Origin of the sequence: Micromonospora rosaria (assembly GCF_001567585.1) — a bacterium.
Classification (GTDB): Bacteria; Actinomycetota; Actinomycetes; order Mycobacteriales; family Micromonosporaceae; genus Micromonospora; species Micromonospora rosaria.
Genome location: NZ_LRQV01000066.1, coordinates 1 through 15,350, shown reverse-complemented (window position 1 = coordinate 15,350; position 15,350 = coordinate 1). Strand labels below are relative to the sequence as shown.

The window sequence follows — 15,350 nt, the reverse complement described above, 5'->3', positions numbered from 1 at the left end:
CGGGGTGAAGGCGCGTCCCGTCGCCTCCACCGACCGGTCACCGTCCGTCACGCCGCGCCGGGTCACACGCCGGCCGTGCCCCCGGCGAGCACCTGCCGGGCGGACTCACCCAACGGGTCGTCCCGGGTCGGCAGGCCCCGCACGATCGGCAGCATCTGCTCCTGGAACACCCCGTACAGCCGGCGCAGCTCCGCCGCCGGGTCCGGGTGGTCGTCCACCCGCAGGTCCCACAACGGGTACGGCTCGTCCCCGACGACCGTGATCGTCGCGGAGCCGGCGCCGTCCCGGTCCCCGCCGGTGTGCTCGCCGGCCTCGATCGCCCGCAGCAGCCGTTCGACCAGGTCGTGTCCGGGCTCGTCGAGGTACGCCCGCACGATCGCGTCGAGGGTCTGCGGGCCGGTGAGCCGGTTGCCCTGGGCCGCGAAGCCCGGTCCGGTCCGGTGCCCCGACCAGGGCAGGGTCCGGCCACCGGTGACGGCGTACGCCTGGCCCGCCGCGTCGACCATGCCGGCCTGGCGGACCTCCCGTCCCGGGTCGCGGGCCAGCAACGTGTCGACGACCTCGCGCGGCGTCCGACCCTCGGCGAGCATCGGCAGGCCGTCGTAGGCCAGGTAGGGGTTGTGGGTGGCCTGGGTGGCGACCGCGCCGACGCCGGAGCGGACGTGGGACAGCAGCTTGCCCACCCCGGCGGTGGCCGTCAGGGCCGCCACCCCGAGGTGGCCGGTGCGGGGGCACCGGGCGACGAGGGAGAAGGTCATGCGGCGTGCATACCCCGCCGCCGCGATTCCCATCCGGCCTGGTGAGCCACGCCGCCCCGGTGAGCCACGCCGCCCCGGCGCAGCCGCCGGGGCGTGCCGTCGGGCGGCGGCAGGGGCGAGGCGGGTACCGGTGTCGAGCCGTATACCTGCCAGGCATATTTATTCCTGGCAGGTATGTCTCGCTCAGGCGGTACCGCCGCCGGAGCGCGACCCGCCGTCACCGCCGCTGCGGCGTGGCCCGGCACGCATCCGGGCCGGTACACGCATCCGGGCCGGTAATTGCGTTGCCGCCACCCGGACGGAACTCGTACGGTGATCTCCGACAGAGCAGGACGACCCCTCCGGCGAGGAGCATCAGGTGACCAGGTGGCAGAGCCGACAGTCGCGGTGGCACGTGCCGCGCGACGGCGAACGCCGGCCGGGTCCCGGGTGGCGGCTCGCCCCGACGACGAGCACGACCGGTGCCCCGGGCGGCACCGGCACGACTGACGACCTGGGTGGTTGTCCCCACCGGCGGTGGACGTGACGCGGAGCTGACGCGTCACCGACGCCGCCCGCCGGACCCACCGGCTCGGGCGGCGTTCTCCGTTCTCGCTCCCGGCCCACGAGATCCTCTGTCCGACCACGAGATCCTCGGTCCGACCACGACAGCAGTCTTCGTCCGCCGGCCACGACAGCGCTGTGGCCCGCACTCCTGCGGGCGTCGCCCCGACCGGCGGGGCGGGCCGGCCCCTATCCGAAACCAGAGCGCTCGCTCGGCGGAGCGCCACCGTGCCGTCACCGACCCCTGAACTCGGGCGCCCTGCGGGGCTGACGGCGGTTCCCCTGCGCACAGGAAAGGAGATGAGACGCCATGGGCACGTTAACCATCGCGAGGGTGAGGCTCGCGCGGGGCGGCGCGGAGTGGACGGCCAGCGTCCCGAGCTGGCTCCACCCCGACGCGCGGCTGAGCAACGGTGTGCGGCTGAACAACACCGTGCGGCTGAGCACCGCGACGCTGGTCGGGGTGCTGGGGGCGCTCAGCCCCGGCACCCCGTACCGGCTCGGTCCGGCGGCCTGACCGCACCGGGTGCCCGTCCCACGCGACGGGCACCCGGGGTGCGGCTCAGTTCCCGCCGTACGGCTTGTAGGCGCAGATCAGCTCCCACGCCCCGGGCAGCACCGCCACCCGCTCGAAGCCGACCTCGGCGAGCAGTCCGGTGTAGAAGTCGACCTCCCGCAACCGGCTGACGCAACTGTCCACCCCGATCAGGAAGTAGCTCCAGAAGAACTGCATCGCCAACCGGTCCGGGGTGCGGAACTCCTCGCCGATGACCAGCAGCCCGCCCGGCTCCAGGGCCGCGTACGCCTGCTCGACCAGCCGGCGGGCCACGTCGTTGGGCCAGTCGTGCAGCACCCGGACGAACGCCATCGCGTCGTACCCGGACGGCAGCGGCTCGGCGAAGAAGTCGCCCCCGACGAAGCCCAGCCGGTCCGGGTGCCCCCGGCGCCGCCGGGTCGCCGCCACCAGCGGCTCCACCGCCGGCAGGTTGTACACGTCGGCGTACAGCCCGGGGGCGTCGTCGAGGACGTGCGCGGCGAGGGTGCCGTCGCCGCCGCCGACGTCCAGCAGCCGTTTGCGGTCCGACCACAGCCGGTCGGCGTGCCGGTGCGCCGTCTCGATCACCGGGCCGAGCCCGACGGCCATGCTGCGTTCGAACTCGGCGGTCTGCTCGTCGGTCTGCGGCGGCCAGGCGAAGTCGTCGTCGCTCATGCTCACCTCGCCGCGCAGGCTCTCGGCCAGCCGGCCGTGCAGCACCCGCCACGGGTACCGGTCCCGATCCCGCTCGACCGCGTCCGGCCCGACGACCGCCGCGACGGCGTCCCGCAGCCCTGGCACCGCCCGGTAGCGGGCCGAGGTGATGTCGTCGTCGGGTTCGGTGCGCTCGACGAAGCCGAGGCTCTCCAGGCAGTCGAGGAACTTGTACAGCCGCAGCGGCCGGACCCCGAACCGGTCGGCGAGGTCGCCGAGGCGGGCCGGACCCGGCTCCAGGGCGTCGAGCAGGCCCGTGCCGAGCGCGGTCTCCAGCACGTCGATGGCCTTGGGGCCGTTGGCCAGCAGGCTCATCAGCGCCCGCGGGGACAGGGTGACGTTCACCGTCGCAGCTCCTTCTCCAACGCGTCCATGAACGCGTCCACCTCGTCGAGGGTGTTGTAGACGTGCGGGCCGACCCGGAGCCACCCTCGCCAGCTACAGATCATGTTTTGTTCGGCCAGCCGGCGCTTGACCGTCTCCCCGTCGGGGACGTCCAGGCAGACCACCCCGCCGCGCCGGTCGGGCTCGGTGGGGCTGACCACCGCGATGCCGGCCGCCGCCGCCCGGTCGATCACTTGTCGGGTGCAGGCCAGCGAGTGCGCCCGGATGGCGGGCAGCCCCACCCCGGCCAGCAGGTCCAGCCCGACCTGGGAGACCAGCGAGGTGAGGGGGAACGGGGTGCCGCCGGCGAAGCGCTGCGCCCCGGCCGCCCAGTCCCGCGACGGCTGGAAGGTCAGCGCCCGGTCCCCGGCCTGCCAGCCGGTCGCCGTCGGCTCCAGTCGTTCCGTCAGGTCGGGCCGGACGTACAGGAAGGCGGTGCCGACCCCGCACAGCCACTTGTGCGCCCCGCCGAGGAGGACGTCCACCCCGAGGGCGGTCACGTCCAGCGGCACCACCCCGACGGTCTGGAAGGCGTCCACCACCACCAGGGCCCCGGCCCGGTGGGCCCGGTCCACCAGACGGGGCAGGTCGATGGTGGCCCCGGAGGAGAAGGTCGCGTGGGGTACGCACACCAGCAGGGTCCGCTCGTCGATCCGGGCGAGCAGGCCCTCCTCGTCGACGGCCGGCCCCCCGGTGCCGACGACCTCCACCCGGGCGCCCCGCCGCCGCTGGGCCTGCCAGAGGAAGGGCACGGTCGGGAACTCCAGGTCGGTGATGAGGACCCGGTCGCGCTCCGGCGGGTAGTCGAAGCAGGAGACGACCCGTCCGAGCAGGGTGCTCAGGTTCGCGTCGGTGACCACGCTGCCCGCCGGCGCCCCGATGAGGGCGGCCACCGCGTCGGCGTACCGGTCCAGGCCGACGTGCCAGTCGTGCCACACCTCGTCGCGCCAGGTCCGCAGGGTCGTCCAGTAGTCGGTCAGCACGTGCTGGGCGCCCCTCGGCACCACGCCGGTCGAGTTGCTGTTCAGGTAGACGACCCCGGTGTCCAGCAGCGGGAACTCGGCCCGCAGGGCGGCGTGGGCGGCGGGGTCGAGACAGCGGCCCGGCGTGGGGTCGGGTACCAGGTCGGGTGCGCTCACGCGGGGCAGCCTCCAGTCGGGTGGGTCCAGGTCGGCGATGCGGGGTGGGCCGCGCCGGTGGTGCTCCCGCCACCGGGGCAGCGGGCGGCAGGGTCGTCCGCCGGGGGCGGGTCCGCCGGGTCGGGGCGGGCGGTGAAGACCGGGATGGCGCGGACCTGCGCCAGGTACGGGGTGCCCTCGGTGTAGCCGGTGCCGGGCCGGGTGCCGAGCATCCGTACGGCCAGCCGGTAGTGGGTCCGCCGCCACTGCAGCACCGCCGTGGCGAACGCGTCCATCCCCGACTCCACCAGGGACCGGTCGCTCCCGGCGAGCCGGCCCTCGTGGACCGCGCTGCGGTAGGCCCCGTCGATCGACGGGTGTCCGACCAGCACCCGGTCGCGGACCTCCGGCACCGACCGGTACGCGGCCGAGTCGAGTCGCTGCCGCTCCGGCACCCGGCACAGCGACTCCATCAGCTTGTAGGAGCGGGACTGGATGGCGCTCGCCCCGTCGGTGTACTCCCGGAAGGTCCGGAACGCCGCCGGCTGCATCGTCGCCAGCAGGGAGAAGAGCGGGCCCGCGGTGGTGAGCTGGTCCCGGGCGTGGGCCAGCCGCTGCGCCGCCCGGGAGGCCCGCCCGGCGGCCAGGTCGCCCTGGGTGGCGTGCAACTCCCCGGCGATCTGCGCGAAGACGCACTCGTAGCCCTGGAGTACCCGGATGAACAGGTACTCGTCGTGCGACAGGTAGACCGGCAGCATGCTCAGCCGCAGCACCCGCGCCGCGTCCGGGTCCTCGCGGAGGGCACGGGCGTGCAGGGCGGTGGCGGCCTCCGCCGGGTCCCGCCCGTCGACCTCGCCGGCCAGGCCGAGGCGGGCCAGGGCGGGCGCGACGGCCCGCAGGCCCAGCCGGTGCCGCTTGGCCACCACCTCCGCCGGGGGACGTTGGTGCGGCAGCAGGTCGCTGCCGACGCCGGCGGCGACCTCGAAGGCGAGGGCGTCGGCGATCAGCCGGACCAGCAGCAGGTCGTGTCGGCGGCGACTGCCGGCGGGGTCGAGGGGCGGCTCGGCGTCGGCGGCCGGATCCCGGTCAGCCGCATCCCGACCGGGCGGGTCGTCCCGGGCCGCGTCGCCGGGGGCCGCCCGGTCGGGCAGGTCGTCGGTGTCGACGGGGAGGCCGAGCAGGCGCAGGGCCAGGTAGCTGCGGTAGTCGTACCGGCCGTCCCACTTGTCGAGGGCGACGTCGAGGAAGTCGCGCAACAGTCGGGCGGGGTCCGGCCCGCCGGCCGGCGTCGGATCGGGGACGGTAACCCGGGCCCGGACGTGGTCCAACTGGGCGAGCAGATCCGGTTTCACAAAGTGTTTACCGACGCGGTGGAACTCCCGCAGCACGGGGGAGTAGGGGAAGGTTCCGGGGTCGGCCACGCCGGACATCCAGCATGTCAGTTCGCGCACGAACCGTACCTCGAATTCCGTTTTCGTGGTATGTGGAGTGGGGGCTGTGCGGATTCTCGGGACGCAGGAATTGTCACGGCCGGGTGGCCGGGGAATTGGCCTCGGATAGCTTCTCGGCATCGGTGCGCCGGGTCTGCCACAGCTCCGGGTAGAAGCGGTGGTCGATGAGTTTCGCGAGCATGGTCGCGGCGCTGCCCGGGGTGCCGGCCGGGCCGTGGCCCCCGACCCGCAGCGCGACCTGGTAGTGCCGGCTGCGCCACAGCGACACCCGTTCGTCCCACTCCAGCATCGCCTCGGCGAGCCGGTGCACCGGGTCGGTCGGGTCCGGCCGGCGCAGCGTCGTCAGCTCGATGCCCCGCCGGGCGAGGTGGTCGGCGAAGACCCGGCCGAGCTGTCGGCTCGCGACCTGGAGTCGCCGCCAGCCGGGCGACTCCGCGCCGGAGCCGTTGCCCATCGCCGGTTGCATCGCCTGGAAGTCCACTGGGGACAGGTACCGGAACATCTCGAGCTGGTCGGTGACGAGCCGGATCCCGAGGGTGGCGCGGGCCAGCAGGGGCTCGGCCGCCGCCGGCTCCCCGGCGGTGAGCCGGGCCGCCGCCTCGGTCACCTCGGCCGTGGCGAGCTTCAGCCAGAGTTCGGTGGACTGGTGCACCACCTGGAAGAGCAGTTCGTCGCGGTGGATCATCTCCGCCGGACGTCGTTGCAGGTCGAGCAAAGCGTCGGTACGCATGTAGCGCGCGTAGTCCGTGGCGCCGTCTCCCGGCAGCACAGGTGCGTGGTCCCGCTTCACGGAATAGTCCCCTTTGGTCAGCGTCGGTGCGTCGGTAACCGACGGCGCGACGGCGCATGGCGGCGGACAGTATCCAACGAGGAATGGCAATGTGTCACCTCCCCGTCACGGAATCGCCGCGCATGCGGGGAAGGGGGTTTGCCGGCTTTTCAGCGCCAGGGAAACTTTCCGATTAACACGCAGATCTTCGCGAGTCAATGACGTTCGGTGGTTGATTCGTCACACAACGGTGTTGCTTTCCGTCACGACAGTGCTGCGGAAAGTGGCGAACGGGGGTCTGGAAACCCCGAAACGGCGCTCCGGGCTCGGATCGGCACCGGTGCCGGCGGGCGCCGACGCGCCCGCCGGGCGGCCCGGGGCGCTCAGCGGCGCGAGAGCAGCGAGGTGACCCGCATCCGTTCGCTGTGGATCCACACGTCGGAGTACTCGATCGCCCGACCGTCGTCGAGATAGGTGATCTGCTCCAGGTAGAGCAGCGGGAAGCCCGCCGGCACGCCGAGGGCCTCGGCGATCCGGTCGGCGGCGGCGGTGGCGGTGAAGGTCCGTCGACCGGAGCTGATCTTCAGCCCGTAGTCGTTCTCCAGCAGCCCGAACAGCGACCGGTCGGCGAGGTCGGCCTGCTCCAGGCCGGGGGCGAGGTCGGTACGGACGTAGTTGACCAGCCAGACCACCGGCCCGGCGCTGGTGGAGCGGAGCCGCTCCAGACGCAGCACCGACTGGCCGGGGCGCAGGTCGAGCAGGGTGGCCAGCGGGGGCGGGGCGGGCATCACCTGCTGGGAGACCACCTGGGTGGTGACCGAGACACCCTGCCGGGCGAAGTCCTCCGACAGGGTGGTGAGCTTCTGCGCGATGGACGGTTCGAGAGCGGTGGACGTGACGAAGGTGCCCCGCCCCCGGACCTGCACCAGCAGGCCCTCGCGGATCAGGGTGGCCAGCGCCCGCCGCAGGGTGCCCCGGGAGATGCCCAGCTCGACGGCGAGCTCCGGCTCGCTGCGCAGCCGGTAGTGCGCGGGCCACTCGGCCGACAGGATCTTGGCCCGGATCTGCTCCGACACCTGCGCGTGCAGTGGTGCCGGCGCGTCGCGGTCGAGGTGCTCACTCACCCCGGCCGGGCTCAACTGGTCGGACATGTCACCTTCTCCGGGCGTCCGTCGCCCCCCGACGACCGTAGCCGATGACGGTCACCGTCGATCAGCGCGGGTCGTCGAGGGGGTCGGACGGATCAGTAGCTCGTCGTGTTCTCGTCGGCGTCGTCGGTGACGAGGGCGATCCCGGCGCTGGTGCCGAGCAGCACCGCGCCGGCCCGCAGCAGCGACACGGCCTGGTCGAAGGACTTGATCGCGCCGGACGCCTTGACCCGGACGCCCTCCGGCGCCCGCGCCACCAGGTACGCGACGCTCTCCGGGTTGGCCACCTCGACGGACCCGCTGCTGGCGTTCTTCAGGATCGCCGCACCCGCCTCGATGGACAGTGCGACGGCGGTCTCCCGCTCGGCCGGCGTGAGCAGCGGCAGCTCCAGCATGACCTTGATCGGGACCCCGGACGCCTTGACCACGCCGGCGATGTCGTCGCGGAAGGCGTCGTACCGGCCGCTCTTCAGCCAGCCGATCTGCACCCCGATGTCGATCTGGGTGGCGCCGGCGCGGACCAGGCTCTCCGCCTCGGCGGCCTTGCCGGCGCTGGTGGTCACCCCGACGGTGGGGAAGTCGAGTGCCGAGGCGACCTCGACACCGGTGCCGCGCAGCACCTCGGCGACCTCGGGTACCCAGGAACCGGGCACCATCGCGGCGTTGAAGCCGTACCGGACGGCCTCCTCGGCGTGGGCGACGATTCGGTCCCGGGTCACCCCGACGTCGATCAGGGTGTGCTGGATGTAGGGCGCCAACGCCGCAGGGGTGACCTCGGTGTCGGCCAGGATGGCAGGGCTCACGTTTCTCTCCGAATTCTGGTGCGTCGTGGTGCGGGTGGCGACGGCTACATCCGGTCGCGGTAGTAGTCCGGGACGACGACGCCGGGCTCGTCGAACCAGCGGGGCACGTCCACGCCGCAGACCAGGCCGACGTTGCCCCACGGGTTGAAGGCCCCGGTCCGGACGATCACCTTGGCCTCGTGGGCGAGGTCGCCGAGCATCTCGGCGTGCGTGCGGGTGGTCAGGGGCGCCTCGGGGAAGCGCTGCCCCAGCCAGGCGGCCAGGGGCTGGTTGTGGGTGGTGACGTCCTCGGCCACCACGACGCCCTCGACGATGATCTCGTCGGCGACGAGGTCGAGCACGGTGGTCAGCCTCGGCAGGTCCTCGGCGATGGCCAGGTCGACCCGGCGCGCGGCGCGCGGGATCGGGAAGCCGGCGTCCACCACCAGCAGCAGGTCGGTGTGGCCGAGGGTGGCCAGCGCGCCGGACAGTTCGGCGTTGAGCACGCCCCTGCGTTTCATGGCTTCTCCTTCATGGTGTGTGCCCCGGTGGCCAGGGCCATGACCTTTTCCTCGGTGGCCTCCGCCGCCGGGATGACACCGACCAGGCGGCCGGCGGCCATGACGGCGATCCGGTCGCTGACGGTCAGCAGTTCGGGCAGGTCCGACGAGGAGACGAGGATCGCCACCCCCTCGTCGGCGAGGGTGCGGAACAGGCGGTAGATCTCCGCCTTGGCGCCGACGTCGACGCCCCGGGTCGGCTCGTCCAGCAGCATCAGCCGGGGCTCGATGGACAGCCACCGGGCCAGCAGCGCCTTCTGCTGGTTGCCGCCGGAGAGCTGGGTGATGCCCTGCGCCGTGGTCGACGTCTTCACCCGAAGCTGCTGGGCCCGGGTGTCGGCGTCGCGGCGCAGCGCCCGCCGCCGCAGCAGCCCGAAGCGCTGCCGGCGGCCCAGGGTCAGGATGGTGACGTTGTCGGCGACGCTCATCGTCGGCAGGATCCCCTGCTGCCGGCGTTCCCCGGGCAGGTACGCCACCCGCGCGGCGATGGCGTCGCGGGGGGAGCGGGCGGTGAACGCCGTGCCGTCCAGGGCCAGGTCGCCGCCGCTGATCGGGTCGGCGCCGAAGACGCCCCGCAGCAGCTCGACCCGGCCGCTGTCCGGCAGGCCGGCCACGCCGACCACCTCACCCGGCGCGACCGTGAGGTCCACGTCGCGGAAGCCCCGGCCGGAGACCCGGCTCAGCCGCAGCCGTGGGGTGGCCGCCGGGGCGGGCGGGGCGGTGTCGTGCCGGGCGAACTCGGCGGCCAGTTCCCGGCCCACCATCGCCGCGACCACCTGGTCCGGGGTGACCTGGGCGGTCGGCCAGGAGCCGACGTGCCGACCGTCGCGCAGCACGTGGATGTGCTGGGAGAGGGCGAACACCTCGGGCATCCGGTGCGAGACGTAGAGCATGGTCACCCCGTCGGCCTGCAACGACCGGATCACCCCGAAGAGCTGCTCCGACTCGGCCGGGGACAGGATCGAGGTCGGCTCGTCGAGGATGACCAGCCGGGCCTGTCGGGCCAGCGACCGGGCGATCACCACGAGCTGCTGGGTGGCGGCGTCGAGGTGCCGCACCGTCCGCCGGGGATCGACCCGGACGCCGAGGCGGTCCAGCAGCGCCACCGCCCGCTCGTCGATCCGGCGCCGGTGCGGGAAGGGCCGCGAGCCGGGCTCCACGCCGAGCATGATGTTCTCGGCGACCGTCCGGTCCTGGGCCAGGGCGAGTTCCTGCGGTACCAGGGCGACCCGGTGCCGGCTGAGCAGGGTCGCCGGGTCGTACCGGCGGACCTGCTCCCCGTCGACCCGGACCGTCCCGGTGGTGGGGGTGTCCAGCCCGGCCAGGATCTTCATGAGGGTCGACTTGCCGGCGCCGTTCTCCCCCATCACGGCGGTCAGGCTGCCGGCCGGGACGTCCAGGGTCACGTCCTGGAGGGCGCGGACGGCGCCGAAGTGCTTCGACAGACCCGTCACCTCGACGGCGGCGGCCGTCGTCGGGGCGGCGATCGTGGCCGGGCTGGTCATCGGCTCAGCCCTCCACCGGCACGGTGGCCACGTTGTCGCGGGTGACCACGAGCGCGCCGGTGTCCACGTCGGCGATCTCGGTGCCGTTCTTCAGGTACTCGGCCAGCAGCTTGACCGCCTGGTAGCCCTGCTCGGCCGGGCCCTGGCTGATGCTCAGGTCGACCACGCCGCCCTTGAGGTACTCGACGGTCTGCGGCTGCACGTCGAAGCCGACGGAGTGGATCTTGCCGGCGTTGCCGGACTGCTGGAGCCACTTGGCCCCGGCGGTGAAGCTGCAGCAGTCGAGGGAGACCAGGGCGATCGCGTCCTTCTGCGCCGCCATCGTCGACTCGACCGTGTTGTACGCGGCGCTCGGCTCGTTGCCCGTGTTCACCGGGCCGACGATCTGCAGGCCGGCGTCCTTCACGCCCTCCTGGAAGCCGGAGAACCGGTCGTTGGACCAGCCGGCGCCGGAGTCGACCGAGACCACGACGACCTTGCCGGTCTTGCCGTTCAGCACCTTGATGAGTTCCTCGGCCAGCGACCGGCCGGAGGCGACCAGGTCCTGCCCGACGAAGCCCATCTGCCGGGACTCCGGGTTGTTGGTGTTGAACGAGATGATCGGGATGCCCGCGTCGTACGCCTGGGCGATCACCGGCTTGAGCGCGTCGTTGCTGGCCGAGGAGACGGCCAGGCCGTGGATCTGCTTCTGGTTGATCAGGGTCTGCAACTCGGCGACCTGGTCGGCGGCGTTGCCGCCGGTCGGTCCGATCATCTGCGCCTCGACGCCGAGTTCCTTCGCGCCGCGCTCCATGCCCTGCCGGATCGGCACGGCGAAGGCCAGCGACGGGTCGTGGTAGCTGAGCCGGATCTTGAGCGGGTCGCCCTTCTCGACGGCGTCGGAGATGTAGTCGGCGAGCTGGAAGCCGCCGTCGCCGCCGGTGGCGGTGCTGGCCGGGGTGACCGCGCCGCAGGCGGCGCTGCCCAGCAGCGCCAGGCTCAGGGTGGCGGCGACGGTGATCCGGCGCCGGAGGGAGAGCTTCATCCGAGGGGCTCCTTGCGGTGGGGGGATGGGGTGGTGGCGGACGGGTTGCCGGGGGAGGTCAGCGCCGTCCGGATCGTCTGCGGAGCCAGGTGTCGGCGGCCACGGCGAGGATGATCACCGCGCCGGTCGCCACCGTCTGCCAGAAGGAGGAGATGCCGCGCAGGTTGAGGATGTTCTGCAGGACGCCGATGAACGCGACGCCGATGACGGTGCCGAGCATGGTGCCGGAGCCGCCGAACAGGGCCGCGCCACCGATGATCACCGCGGAGATGGCGGTGAGTTCCATCCCGGTGCCGGTCACGCCCTGCACGTAGGACAGGAAGGAGAGGCCGAGCACGCCGGCCAGGCCGGCGAGCGTGCCGGAGAGGGCGAACGCGGTGACCTTGACCCGGTTGGTGTTGATGCCGCACAGCCGGGCCGCCTCGGCGCTGCCGCCGACCGCGTAGGTATTGAAGCCGTACCGGGAGCGGGAGAGCACGATCGTGCCGAGCACGGCGACCAGCGCGAAGATGACGAGCTGCATCGGCAGCAGCCCGAACAGCTTGCCCTGGCCGAGCAGGTTGAACTCGGCCACGTTGGGGTCGCTGCCGGACAGCGAGATCGGCGAGCCGCCGCTGAGCAGCAGGGTCACCCCCCGGTACACGCTCAGCGTGCCGAGGGTGACGATGAACGACGGGATGCCGAAGCCGACCGTCACCAGGCCGTTGATCAGCCCGGCCACCGCCCCGGCGGCGATCCCGCCGAGCGCGGCGAGCGGCCAGGCCACGTCCGAGGTCATCAACAGTCCACAGACGACGGCGCCGAGGCCGTAGATCGAGCCGACGGAGAGGTCGATCTCGGCGTTGATGATGACGAAGGTGACCCCGATGGCCATGATGCCGATCTGCGCGATCTGCTGGCCGACGGTGAGGAAGTTGTCGGTGCCCAGGAAACCCGGGGCGATGGTGGTGCCCAGCAGGAACAGGACGACCAGTGCCAGGAAGGTGCTGGCCTCCCGGGCGTGCAGGAACCGCTGGAGGGGGTTGGGGGAACGGGGGGTGGTGCTGGCCGCCTGCCCCGCCGGGGGTGCGGCCTGAGCGGTCATCTGGGCCATCTCTCTCACTTCCTCAACAGGGCCGCGACGTCGTCCGGGCCGGGCAGGGCGGGAATGACCTCGGCGACGCCGACGGCGTGGGCGCCGGCTGCGGCGGCGTACCGGACGGCCTCGGTGAGCTCGTCGCCGCGGGCCAGGGCGACGGCGAGCGCGCCGGTGAAGGCGTCCCCCGCGCCGGTGGTGTCCACCACCCGGGGTACCGGGACCGGGGCGACCCGACTGCGCCGCCCGGCGACGTCCACCAGGGCGCCCTCGGCGCCCTGGGTGAGCACCACCGTCCCGGCGTACCGGGTGCGCAGCAGGTCGATCAGGTCGTCGCCGGTGGTGGGGTCGTCCGGGTCGAGCCCGGCGAGCACCCGGGCCTCGCTGGCGTTGGGGGTCAGCACGTCGATCCACTGCCACGCCTCGTCCGGCAGGGGTACCGCCGGGGCGGGGTTGAGCAGGGTGGGCACGCCGCGCTCGTGGGCGACGCGCAGGGCCGCCAGCGCGACCGGCAGCGGGATCTCCAGGCAGACCACGGTCAGGTCGGCCGCGGCGATCCGGTCGGCGAAGCCCTCGACGTCGGCCGGGGTCAGGGTGTCCAGGGCGCCGGGGGCGATGACGATCCGGTTCTCGCCGTCGGACTCGACCAGGATGACCCCGACCATGGTGGCCGCCTCGGTGGTGCGGACCCCCGTGGCGTCCACCCCCTCGGCGGCCCAGAGGTCCCGGGCCGCCGCGCCGAACTGGTCCGCGCCGACGGCGGTCAGGAAGCTGACCTCCGCGCCGAGGCGGGCCGCGGCCACGGCCTGGTTGGAGCCCTTGCCCCCGTGCCCGGAGGCGAACTGGCCGCCGGAGAGGGTCTCCCCGGCGACGGGCACCCGGGGTACCCGCATGGTGAGCCCGGCGCCGTAGCTGCCGACGACTGCAATCTTCATCCTGGCCCTCTTGTTCATGGACAACCATGTACAACTGAGGGGACCATAGGAGCGTCGCGGCGAGGGTGTCAAGAGTCTTCGAGGAGGTTGTCGGAAACTTCCAGGAAACCTGTGAGTCACCCGGGAAGGCCCCGTGAGCAGGTCGGACGCCTCCGGAGGGTGCGGCCCGACCGGTCGGGGAGGCGTGCCGCGTGACGGTTCCCTGCCGGTGGGTGCGGCGGGTGCCGCCATGCGCCAGGCGCGTCAGCGCCTGCTGACCGGCCCGGTGGCGTCCACCCCGGGACGCCCGGTCGTCAGCCCGGCTGACCCTCGGCGATGATGCTCTTGATCAGGTCGGTCGAGGCGGACTCGTCGAGGGCGAGCGCGGCCACCGACCGCCAGGCGTTCTCGTAGGCGGCCACCTCGTCCGGCTTGTCGAGGTAGAGCGCCCCGGTGAGGGACTCGCTGTAGACCACGGACGGCTCCCGCGCCGCCTGGCCGCCACGGGGGCCGGAGAAGTCGATGATCACGAAGGTGCCGGCGGTGGCGCCGGGGTGCGGGCCGGCGGCCAGCGGCACCACCCGCAGCGACACGGTCGCCAGCCCGGCCGTCTCGAGCAGCCGGGCGAGCTGGTCGGTCATCACCTCGGGGCCACCCACCGGACGCCGCAGCGCCGCCTCGGAGACCAGGGCGGTCAGTCGGGGCGGTTTCGGGTGCCGGCGGGTGAGCAGGCGCTGCCGCTGCATCCGCAGGTCGACCGCGCGGTCCCGGGTCGGCACCTCCGGACCGGTCGCCCGGGGGAGGGCGTACGCGTACTCCCGGGTCTGGAGCAGGTCCGGGACCAGCGACTCGTCGTAGCGACGCAGGTGGGCGGCGGCCGACTCCAGACCGAGGTACAACTCGTACCAGCTCGGCACCGCGTCGCCGTACTCCTGCCACCAGCCCTTGGCCCGGGTCTGCACGGCGAGCGCCCGCAGTACCTCGGTCGTCTCCGCCGGCACCCGGTACAGCTCGCACATCGCCCGGACGTCGAGGACGCGGACCGTCCCCGTACCGCACTCGATGCGCCAGATCTTCTGCCGGCTGTACTCCAGGGCCTCGGCGGCGGTCTCCAGGGTGACCCCGGCCTCGGTGCGCGCCTGGCGCAGCAGTCGGCCGAGCTGACGGCGCGGCACCGTGGACCCGACGTCCTGAGCCATCCCCGCACTCCCTGATTTCGTTCCACCACAGAGGGTCACCTGTTGTGCAACAGATAGTCGTCGGGTGGAGGCAAGTCAAGAGCTGGACCACGTTTGGCGGATCGATGGCGGTAAGCGCGCCACGGAGCGGGACGCGGGGCCGGAGTCCCGTCGACGGGTCCACCCGCGACGGTGGGCGACCCGCCGGGTTTGTCCGTCCGTTCGTCGGGGAAGATGAACGCCCTACCGTCCGCCTGACCATGTTGGAGGGGCCCGCTTCATGTCCGTCGGAGAGGCTGTGGGCGACGCGCTCCACGCCGTACTGTTGTTCCTGCCGAAGGCGCTCGCCTTCGTGGCGATCCTGATCGCCGGGTGGCTGGTCGCCAAGGCCGTCCTGAAGGTCGTCCAGAAGCTGCTGCACCGGGTCGGCTTCGACCGTGCCGTCGACCGGGGCGGCATCCGCAAGGCCCTCGCCCGGTCCACGTACGACGCCAGCGACCTCGTCGCGAAACTGGCGTACTACGGGGTGCTGCTGCTCACCCTGTACCTCGCCTTCGGCGTCTGGGGTCCCAACCCCATCTCCGACCTGATCGCCGCCGTCATCGCGTGGCTGCCCCGGGCCTTCGTGGCCATCGTCATCATCGTGGTCGCGGCGGCCATCGCCAACGCGGTCAAGGACATCATCAGCAGCGCGCTCGACGGTCTGTCCTACGGGCGGGTGCTGGCCAGGGTCGCCTCCTGGTTCATCCTCGGCCTGGGCATCATCGCGGCGCTCAACCAGGTCGGCATCGCCACCACGGTCACCACGCCGGTGCTGATCGCGGTGCTCGCCACCGTCGGCGGCATCCTCGTCGTGGGCGTCGGCGGCGGTCTGGTCCGCCCGATGCAGTAC

15 protein-coding genes are annotated in these 15,350 nt (G+C 72.9%); 2 read left to right on the top strand and 13 right to left on the bottom strand.

What is annotated here, in order from left to right; all coding sequences use genetic code 11:
* Positions 1–62 precede the first annotated feature (62 nt).
* Positions 63–758 (bottom strand): DUF1028 domain-containing protein, encoded by a 696-nt coding sequence (locus AWW66_RS18190; RefSeq protein WP_067367670.1) that lies wholly within the window; start codon positions 756–758, stop codon positions 63–65.
* 877 nt (positions 759–1,635) lie between these two features.
* On the opposite strand from AWW66_RS18190, the gene AWW66_RS18185 reads away from it, so the two are divergent.
* Positions 1,636–1,818 (top strand): hypothetical protein, encoded by a 183-nt coding sequence (locus tag AWW66_RS18185; RefSeq protein ID WP_067367667.1) that lies wholly within the window; start codon positions 1,636–1,638, stop codon positions 1,816–1,818.
* Between the two features lie 45 nt (positions 1,819–1,863).
* Here AWW66_RS18185 and AWW66_RS18180 read toward each other — a convergent pair whose 3' ends face one another.
* The 12 genes from AWW66_RS18180 to AWW66_RS18125 all read right to left on the bottom strand — a co-directional run bounded on the left by AWW66_RS18180 (position 1,864) and on the right by AWW66_RS18125 (position 14,479).
* A complete protein-coding gene (locus AWW66_RS18180) occupies positions 1,864–2,895 on the bottom strand; it encodes a methyltransferase (RefSeq protein WP_067367664.1) in 1,032 nt (343 codons plus the stop codon).
* The gene (locus AWW66_RS18175) at positions 2,892–4,073 is read right to left on the bottom strand and encodes an aminotransferase class V-fold PLP-dependent enzyme (RefSeq protein WP_083978600.1); all 1,182 of its coding nucleotides are present in this window, start codon (positions 4,071–4,073) and stop codon (positions 2,892–2,894) included. The genes AWW66_RS18180 and AWW66_RS18175 overlap by 4 nt, the downstream gene beginning before the upstream one ends.
* Positions 4,070–5,482, bottom strand: a complete 1,413-nt coding sequence (locus AWW66_RS36010; protein WP_067367661.1) for a tryptophan 2,3-dioxygenase family protein — start codon at positions 5,480–5,482, stop codon at positions 4,070–4,072. Before AWW66_RS36010 ends, AWW66_RS18175 begins: the two co-directional genes overlap by 4 nt.
* A gap of 94 nt (positions 5,483–5,576) precedes the next feature.
* Entirely contained in the window at positions 5,577–6,293 is a 717-nt protein-coding gene (locus tag AWW66_RS18165) for a tryptophan 2,3-dioxygenase family protein (RefSeq protein ID WP_067367658.1), read from the bottom strand.
* Between the two features lie 362 nt (positions 6,294–6,655).
* The gene (locus AWW66_RS18160; RefSeq protein WP_067367655.1) at positions 6,656–7,423 is read right to left on the bottom strand and encodes a GntR family transcriptional regulator; all 768 of its coding nucleotides are present in this window, start codon (positions 7,421–7,423) and stop codon (positions 6,656–6,658) included.
* A gap of 92 nt (positions 7,424–7,515) precedes the next feature.
* On the bottom strand, positions 7,516–8,223 hold the full coding sequence (gene deoC, locus AWW66_RS18155; protein ID WP_211271984.1) for a deoxyribose-phosphate aldolase: 708 nt from the start codon (positions 8,221–8,223) through the stop codon (positions 7,516–7,518).
* A 44-nt stretch (positions 8,224–8,267) separates the two neighbouring features.
* Positions 8,268–8,723 carry a D-ribose pyranase gene (gene rbsD, locus AWW66_RS18150; RefSeq protein WP_067367653.1) on the bottom strand — a complete coding sequence of 152 codons (456 nt, stop codon included), beginning with the start codon at positions 8,721–8,723 and terminating at the stop codon, positions 8,268–8,270.
* Positions 8,720–10,267 (bottom strand): sugar ABC transporter ATP-binding protein, encoded by a 1,548-nt coding sequence (locus AWW66_RS18145; protein ID WP_067367650.1) that lies wholly within the window; start codon positions 10,265–10,267, stop codon positions 8,720–8,722. The genes rbsD and AWW66_RS18145 overlap by 4 nt, the downstream gene beginning before the upstream one ends.
* A 4-nt stretch (positions 10,268–10,271) precedes the next feature.
* Complete coding sequence (locus tag AWW66_RS18140) at positions 10,272–11,291, bottom strand: substrate-binding domain-containing protein (RefSeq protein ID WP_067367647.1); 1,020 nt, start codon at positions 11,289–11,291, stop codon at positions 10,272–10,274.
* A 58-nt stretch (positions 11,292–11,349) separates the two neighbouring features.
* The gene (locus tag AWW66_RS18135; RefSeq protein WP_083978602.1) at positions 11,350–12,375 is read right to left on the bottom strand and encodes an ABC transporter permease; all 1,026 of its coding nucleotides are present in this window, start codon (positions 12,373–12,375) and stop codon (positions 11,350–11,352) included.
* Between the two features lie 14 nt (positions 12,376–12,389).
* Positions 12,390–13,301 carry a ribokinase gene (locus AWW66_RS18130; RefSeq protein ID WP_067367641.1) on the bottom strand — a complete coding sequence of 304 codons (912 nt, stop codon included), beginning with the start codon at positions 13,299–13,301 and terminating at the stop codon, positions 12,390–12,392.
* 293 nt (positions 13,302–13,594) lie between these two features.
* Positions 13,595–14,479 (bottom strand): helix-turn-helix domain-containing protein, encoded by an 885-nt coding sequence (locus tag AWW66_RS18125; RefSeq protein ID WP_067367637.1) that lies wholly within the window; start codon positions 14,477–14,479, stop codon positions 13,595–13,597.
* A gap of 259 nt (positions 14,480–14,738) precedes the next feature.
* Between AWW66_RS18125 and AWW66_RS18120 the strand changes: the two genes are divergently transcribed.
* The coding region (locus AWW66_RS18120; protein ID WP_425413284.1) for a mechanosensitive ion channel family protein at positions 14,739–15,350 on the top strand (612 nt) is incomplete at its 3' end.

Excerpts from the sequence above, each read along its gene's own strand:
- AWW66_RS36010 (WP_067367661.1), bottom strand. The coding sequence starts at position 5,482 with ATGTCCGGCGTGGCCGACCCCGGAACCTTCCCCTACTCCCCCGTGCTG.
- AWW66_RS18190 (WP_067367670.1), bottom strand. The coding sequence starts at position 758 with ATGACCTTCTCCCTCGTCGCCCGGTGCCCCCGCACCGGCCACCTCGGG.
- AWW66_RS18135 (WP_083978602.1), bottom strand. The coding sequence starts at position 12,375 with ATGACCGCTCAGGCCGCACCCCCGGCGGGGCAGGCGGCCAGCACCACC.
- AWW66_RS18160 (WP_067367655.1), bottom strand. The coding sequence starts at position 7,423 with ATGTCCGACCAGTTGAGCCCGGCCGGGGTGAGTGAGCACCTCGACCGC.
- AWW66_RS18140 (WP_067367647.1), bottom strand. The coding sequence starts at position 11,291 with ATGAAGCTCTCCCTCCGGCGCCGGATCACCGTCGCCGCCACCCTGAGC.
- AWW66_RS18145 (WP_067367650.1), bottom strand. The coding sequence starts at position 10,267 with ATGACCAGCCCGGCCACGATCGCCGCCCCGACGACGGCCGCCGCCGTC.
- rbsD (WP_067367653.1), bottom strand. The coding sequence starts at position 8,723 with ATGAAACGCAGGGGCGTGCTCAACGCCGAACTGTCCGGCGCGCTGGCC.
- AWW66_RS18130 (WP_067367641.1), bottom strand. The coding sequence starts at position 13,301 with ATGAAGATTGCAGTCGTCGGCAGCTACGGCGCCGGGCTCACCATGCGG.
- AWW66_RS18125 (WP_067367637.1), bottom strand. The coding sequence starts at position 14,479 with ATGGCTCAGGACGTCGGGTCCACGGTGCCGCGCCGTCAGCTCGGCCGA.